The organism is Pseudomonas sp. PS02290, from assembly GCF_029960075.1.
Classification (GTDB): Bacteria; Pseudomonadota; Gammaproteobacteria; order Pseudomonadales; family Pseudomonadaceae; genus Aquipseudomonas.
On record NZ_JASCOY010000163.1, the window covers coordinates 1 to 6,438 of the forward strand.

The 6,438-nt window shown below is 62.0% G+C and carries 6 protein-coding genes; 4 read left to right on the forward strand and 2 right to left on the reverse strand.

The features are described 5' to 3' along the window. A partial coding sequence (locus QMX88_RS28290; RefSeq protein ID WP_282373554.1) for a transposase occupies positions 1–842 on the forward strand: 842 nt, incomplete at its 5' end. Positions 843–1,172: 330 nt separating this feature from the next. Then, on the forward strand, positions 1,173–2,591 hold the full coding sequence (locus tag QMX88_RS28295; protein WP_282373555.1) for a CoA transferase: 1,419 nt from the start codon (positions 1,173–1,175) through the stop codon (positions 2,589–2,591). Between the two features lie 6 nt (positions 2,592–2,597). Here the strand turns inward: QMX88_RS28295 and argC are convergent, their stop codons facing one another. Further along, positions 2,598–3,536 carry an N-acetyl-gamma-glutamyl-phosphate reductase gene (gene argC, locus QMX88_RS28300; RefSeq protein ID WP_282373556.1) on the reverse strand — a complete coding sequence of 313 codons (939 nt, stop codon included), beginning with the start codon at positions 3,534–3,536 and terminating at the stop codon, positions 2,598–2,600. A gap of 117 nt (positions 3,537–3,653) precedes the next feature. On the opposite strand from argC, the gene QMX88_RS28305 reads away from it, so the two are divergent. Next, complete coding sequence (locus QMX88_RS28305; protein WP_282373557.1) at positions 3,654–4,538, forward strand: LysR family transcriptional regulator; 885 nt, start codon at positions 3,654–3,656, stop codon at positions 4,536–4,538. Positions 4,539–4,625: 87 nt separating this feature from the next. Here the strand turns inward: QMX88_RS28305 and QMX88_RS28310 are convergent, their stop codons facing one another. Next, complete coding sequence (locus QMX88_RS28310) at positions 4,626–5,057, reverse strand: nuclear transport factor 2 family protein (protein WP_192172305.1); 432 nt, start codon at positions 5,055–5,057, stop codon at positions 4,626–4,628. Positions 5,058–5,323: 266 nt separating this feature from the next. Here QMX88_RS28310 and yghX point away from each other — a divergent pair, with 266 nt between their 5' ends. Continuing rightward, positions 5,324–6,211 (forward strand): YghX family hydrolase, encoded by an 888-nt coding sequence (gene yghX, locus QMX88_RS28315; protein ID WP_192172306.1) that lies wholly within the window; start codon positions 5,324–5,326, stop codon positions 6,209–6,211. Positions 6,212–6,438 lie beyond the last annotated feature (227 nt).

The following is a 6,438-nucleotide window of genomic DNA, read 5'->3' on the forward strand; positions in this document are numbered from 1 at the left end:
CCGCCATAAAGCGCTGGCTTAAAACGTTGCCGAGGCCCACCGCGATTGCAGTTGAAGCAACAAATGTTTATCACATCGACCTGATCGAGCTGGCTTATGAGGCGGGTTTCGACGTTTACATCATTGATGGCTATCAGCTGAGTAATTACCGTAAAAGTGTTGGCGTGCGCAGTAAAACGGACGCCTCCGATGCTCGTCTTCTTGCCCGTTATCTGAAAAACGAAGGCGAAGATTTACGCCCATGGACTCCACCTCCTGCCGTCTACGGCAAGCTGCAAAGCCTTCTGCGGCGCAGGGCTTCGCTGGTTCAGGCCAAAACCAGCCTGACCCAGAGCTGGGCAAATGACGCCAGTTTGAAAGCTGTGTTCGCCACTTTTCTCAAATCGGTTGAGCGCCTGGACCTGCTCGTCCAGAAAAAACTCAAAGATGTATTGCGCGAAGCCGGCTTGCTGGAAGAAGTCGCTCGCTGCCAAGCCATTGAAGGTATCGGTTTTCTGACTGCAACTGCTTTGGTCATGGCCTATAACCGAGGCGACTTTAACAGCAGCGACTCTTTCATCGCTTTTTTGGGGATGGATCTGAGGGTGAGTGACTCGGGCCAAAAAAATGGCCGAAGATCCTTAACCAAGCGAGGGTGCTCGGAAGTTCGTCGATTACTGCACAACGCTGCCATGTCGGCCAGCCGATCAATTGCCTGGAAAGCGTTCTACAACAAACATCTGGGCAGTGGAAAAGCGACTACCCAGGTGCTTGTCATGCTTGGCCGCAAACTCGCTCGGATCGCGTTCTCCCTGATGAAAAATCAGAGCGAATATCAACCGAAAGGGGGGATTTTGGCTTGATGACAACCATAGAATCTCCCACATAATCGGTGTCGACGCCGGATCTGAACCAGCCTGCAGAACCTGTGGGAGTGAGCTTGCTCACGAAGAGGCCAGTGCAGCCACTGCATTTCTGACAATAGATACACCGTCTTCCCGGCTAAAGCCGGTCCCACATTTCAGGTCACAGCCAGTGTGACTGGATGCATGCGGTGCTTTTAGTGGGACCGGCTTCAGCCGGGAAGAGGCCAGTGCATTCGCTGCATTTCCAACGGCAAACACGCCGCCTTCGCCCCCCCTTTCCAGACTCTTTTGCTAGGCTGCTCCCACCACTCCCGAGAGCGCTGCCCCATGCCGATTGCCCAGTCCGACACTGCCTGCACGCATTTCCTGCGCGAATTCTGGTTGGCCCTCGGCGGGCCGCCTCGCTATCTTGGCCATCTTCAGACCATCGGCGAAGGCGCCCTGGCGTCGGCATTCCCGGTCACCGATTTCGCCACAGCCGCCGTCGCTGCCGCGCATCTGGCGGTGGGTGAACTGATCGATCAGGCCCACGGCACGTTGCCGCTGATCACGGTCGATCGGCGCCTGGCCTCGTTCTGGTTCGCAACGTCCCTTCAGCCCCAAGGCTGGTCGCTGCCGGCGCAGTGGGACGCGGTGGCAGGGGATTACCGCGCGGCGGATGGATGGATCCGGTTGCACACCAACGCTCCGCATCATCGTCAGGCCGCGCTCGCCGTGCTGAAAACCGCCGCCGAGCGTGATGCCGTCAGCCAGGCGGTGCTGGGCTGGAAGGCCAGTGAGCTGGAAAGCGCGGTGGTCGACCATCACGGTTGTGCCGCCGCCATGCTCAGCGCTTCGGCCTGGCGCGAACATCCTCAGGGTCGCGCCGTCGCCGCCGAACCTTTGCTGCATCGTGCGCAGGCCACAGTGGCACCGGCTTCATCGCATCAGTCAAACCCCGCACGACCCGAATGGATCGTCCCGCGTGAGCGGCCCTTGCGCGGCATTCGCGTGCTCGACCTCACGCGTATTCTGGCCGGCCCCGTGGCGACGCGGTTTCTCGCCGGGTTCGGCGCCGAGGTGCTGCGCATCGACCCTCTTGGCTGGGACGAGCCCGGCACCGTCCCGGAGGTGGTGCTTGGCAAACGCTGCGCGCGGCTGGATTTGCGCGACCCCGCCGATCGCGCAGTGCTGGAGGGCCTGATCCGCGAAGCAGACGTGATGATCCATGGTTACCGCGCCGACGCCCTCGCGCGACTGGGCCTCAGCGCAGAACGCCGCCGCGCGCTCAATCCGGGTCTGGTGGATGTATCGCTGAACGCCTACGGCTGGACCGGCCCATGGCGGGAGCGACGGGGTTTCGACAGTCTGGTGCAAATGAGTTGCGGCATCGCCAACGCTGGCATGGTCGCAGCGGGCGGTGACCGGCCGGTGCCGTTACCCGTGCAGGCGCTGGATCACGCCACGGGGTATCTGATGGCGGCGGCAGCGGTGCGCGGTCTGACTCAGCGACGGATCACTGGACAGGGCGTTCAGGTTCAGGCATCCCTGGCGCGCACCGCGTTATCGCTGATGTCGTTCACCCCAACCGAGGCGCCGCCTTCGGCCCTGCAACCGCTGAATCCGAGCGATTATTCCGACGCCATCGAGCAAACCGCGTGGGGCCCGGCGCTGCGCCTCAAACCCGCCGGGCAGCTCGACGGCACGCCGACCCACTGGGATTTACCGGCGAGCTCACTGGGCAGTGGCGACGCGAGATGGCTGTAGCACGCGTCAGGCACCCGCAATCATCAAATCCAGATTCTGCACCGCCGCTCCGGCCGCGCCTTTGCCCAGGTTGTCGAACACGGCGGCCAGCAGTACGTGGCCGTCGTGCTCGAACACCATCAGCCGCAGGTTATCCGTGCCGTTGAGCTGGCGGGGGTCGATCCCGGTCAGCGCGCGGGATTGCTCCATCGGCAGCACTTTGACAAACCCGCTGCCTTGATAATGCTCAGCCAGCGCGGCATGCAGCGTCGTGCCCGTCACCCCGTGGGGCAGCAGGCGCGTTTGCAGCGCGATGGTCAGCACGATGCCCTGACGAAACGCGCCATACGCCGGGATGAACACTGGCCGCTCGCTCAGCCCGCTGAATTGTTGGATCTCCGGGACGTGCTTGTGCGCCAGGCTCAGGCCGTAAATCTGAAACGGAATCGCCTGCGCGACATCTGGCCCCTCAAATTCGTCGACCCCCGCGCGGCCTTTGCCCGAATACCCTGACACCGCGTTGATGCTGATCGGGTAGTCGCGCGGCAGCAGTCCCGCCTCCAGCAACGGCCGCAACAGACCGATCGCCCCAGTGGGATAGCAGCCTGGATTGCTGACGCGGCGGGCTGTGGCGATGCGTTGTTTCTGTGCTTCGCTCATCTGCGCGAAACCGTAGACCCAGTCGGGGTGAGTACGGTGCGCAGAGCTGGCGTCGATCACCCGCACGTCCGGGTTGGTGATGCTCGCCGCTGCGTCGCGGGCGGCGTCGTCGGGCAGGCACAGCACCGCGATGTCGCAGGCGTTGATCGCGGCAGCTCGGCTTTCCGGGTTTTTGCGATGCTCGGCGGGCAGCGTCACCACCTGCAGGTCGGTGCGGCCATGCAGGCGATGGTGAATTTGCAGGCCGGTGGTCCCTTGGTCGCCGTCGATGAACACGATAGGGAGGGGCGCTTGTTTTAGAGGCATGAGGTCTGAATTCCGCAAAAGGTCGTCAATGCCGGCCATCTTCCAGTCCACTCGTGGATAGAGAAAGTTGAATTTGTTGACGGTACACTTCAGCTTTTCTGAAGGAGGGGCATCAGGGTGCGGGAAATCAGTCTGGATCGTTTGCGCACCCTTGTGGCCATCGCCGACCACGGGTCATTCGCCGAAGCGGCACGGGTGCTCAACCTCGCGCCGCCGACGGTGAGCCTGCACATCGCTGACCTGGAGCAGCGAGTGGGCGGCGTGTTGCTCTCGCGCACCCGCGGTCGGGTTCAGCCCTCGGCCATCGGCGACACCCTGATTGAGCGCGCGCGGCGTCTGTTGGCCGATGCCGAGCAGGCGCTGGAAGACGTGGAGCGCCAGGTTCAGGGACTGGCCGGGCGGGTGCGATTGGGTGCATCAACCGGCGTCATCGCGCAATTGCTGCCCCAGGCGCTGGAAACCCTGGAGCAGTTACACCCGGGCATCGACGTGCAGCTCGCGGTGCTGACATCGCAACAGACGCTGCAAAAGCTCGCGGACGGCAGCCTGGACATCGGCGTAATTGCGCTGCCCCAGGCGCCGGTGAAGGGCTTGTCGATTCAGCCGTGGCGCCGGGACCCGGTGATGGCTTTTTTGCCGGCGCGCTGGGACTGTCCGCCGGTCATCACGCCGTCATGGCTGGCCGGTCAGCCGCTGATTCTCAACGACGCCACCACGCGGCTGTCCCGTCAGGTGGCCGAGTGGTTTGCCGGCGAGGGGCCGCAGCCGACGCCGCGCATTCAGCTTAATTACAACGACGCGATCAAGAGTCTGGTGGGGGCGGGCTACGGAGCGACCTTGCTGCCCCATGAGGCGTCCACGCCCGCGCCGGAGAGCCGCATTGTCATGCGCCCGTTGCAGCCGGCATTGTGGCGGGAGTTGGGCATTGCGCACCGGGCCGGAAGCGTCGAACGCTCGACCCGCTATGTGCTGGAGGTGTTGCAGGAGTTGGAAGCGTTGTAGCGCAACGGGAGTTAAAAACAGACGTGTAGCCGACCGGGGCTTGATCCTGTCAGGCGCCCGGTCGGTTACAACGTTGAAGTCATGCCATCAGAATTTAAACGCCTGGCGCCCGATCAGCAGCCAGTGGCCTTTCTGTTTTTGCCAGACCTGAAAGTTTTCGATCTCGGTCGGCACGACCTTGCCGCTGTTCACGGCTTCGGCGGAGAAGTGGTTGCGCACCAGGGCAGTGTCGCCATTCATGTTGATTGTCTGGTTTTTCATTTCCAGGGTGTTGAAGCCGCTGCGACCGGTTTCGATGTCGGCGATGAATTCATCCTTGTTCTGCACCTTGCCGCTGGAGTGCCCGTAGGTGACGTTGTCGGACGTCAACGCTTTAAGGCCGGCGATGTCCTTGTGCAGCATCGCCTGGGTCATGTTGTCGACGGCCTTGGCGACGGCTTGTTCATCGGCAGAAGGGGCGGCGGCCACGAAGCCTGAAAACAGGCACAAGAAGCCGAGGGTCAGTTTGAGTCGGGTCATGAGTGCATCCTTTTTTATTGTTGATGGAAGCGGCATGCAGGGCCATTTTCGTCGAAAAGTGGCTTTGTACGTCGTCGTACAACTGCGCCGCTCAGGCTAGCCCACAACAAGAGAGTTGGAAAGCGCGCCGTGGAAAGATGCTGTTCGACAGCGCGTGATGTGACGCACTCGGCCTAAATACTGCTTTACTGAGGGCTCGCTGCGGCACGTTCAGGCGCTCGGTTCTACGCCTGTGCCCGTTGAACAATCGATGAGGATGCGCACAGATGACCCGTCTCACCGCCAAAGACTTCGCCCCTGAATTGCTTGAGCTTTATGACTATTACGTGCACGGCAAGATCAACCGCCGGGAGTTTCTGGATCGCGCGGCGGTGTTCGCCGTGGGCGGGCTTGCCGCCACGACGATTCTGGCTTCGCTGAGCCCCAATTACGCGCTGGCCGAGCAGGTCAAGTTCACCGACCCGGACATCATCGCCGAGTACATCACGTATCCGTCGCCCAAGGGCAATGGCCAAGTGCGCGGGTATCTGGTGCGGCCGGCGAAGGCTGATGCCAAACTCGCGTCGGTGCTGGTGGTGCATGAGAATCGCGGGCTCAATCCCTACATCGAAGACGTCGCCCGGCGTGTGGCCAAGGCCGGTTTTATCGCCCTGGCACCTGACGGTTTGTCTTCGGTCGGGGGCTATCCGGGCAACGATGACCAAGGTCGCGAGCTGCAGGCGAAGGTCGATCCGGAGAAGCTGATGAATGACTTTTTCGCCGGCATCGAGTGGCTGATGGCTCATCACGCTTCCACCGGGAAAGTCGGGATCACCGGGTTTTGTTACGGCGGGGGCGTAGCCAATGCTGCTGCCGTGGCTTATCCGGAGCTGGCGGCGGCGGTGCCGTTTTATGGCCGTCAGCCGAGGGCCGAGGATGTCAGCCGGATCAAGGCGCCGTTGTTGTTGCATTACGCAGAGCTCGACAAGCCGATCACTGATGGCTGGCCGGCGTATGAGGCGGCGTTGAAGGCGGCGGGCAAAACGTATGAGGCGCATATTTATAAGGGCGCCAACCATGGTTTTCATAACGATTCGACGCCGCGGTATGACGATGCTGCTGCGACGTTGGCGTGGGACCGGACGGTCGCATGGTTCAAAAAGTATCTGGTTTGAGGTGAGGCTGGGAGAAGGTCAAGAGCGTCTGCCTGGGGGCAGACTGTTTCGCATTCGGCGAGTTACTTGGAAAAGCACCCCAAGTAACCAAGGCTGCTTGCTCTCGGTTGGGTTCCTCCTTCGTCGGAATACCCTCACTCCGACGACGCTCCGTGGGCCCGCGCCGAACGGACATCCATGTCCTGACGGCGCTCTCGCCGCATCCATGCGGCTCGGCCCACTCCGCG

What these genes read in the sequence shown, in the direction of transcription:
- QMX88_RS28295 (WP_282373555.1), top strand. Translation starts at nt 1,173, where the DNA reads ATGCCGATTGCCCAGTCCGACACTGCCTGCACGCATTTCCTGCGCGAA.
- argC (WP_282373556.1), bottom strand. Translation starts at nt 3,536, where the DNA reads ATGCCTCTAAAACAAGCGCCCCTCCCTATCGTGTTCATCGACGGCGAC.
- QMX88_RS28310 (WP_192172305.1), bottom strand. Translation starts at nt 5,057, where the DNA reads ATGACCCGACTCAAACTGACCCTCGGCTTCTTGTGCCTGTTTTCAGGC.
- yghX (WP_192172306.1), top strand. Translation starts at nt 5,324, where the DNA reads ATGACCCGTCTCACCGCCAAAGACTTCGCCCCTGAATTGCTTGAGCTT.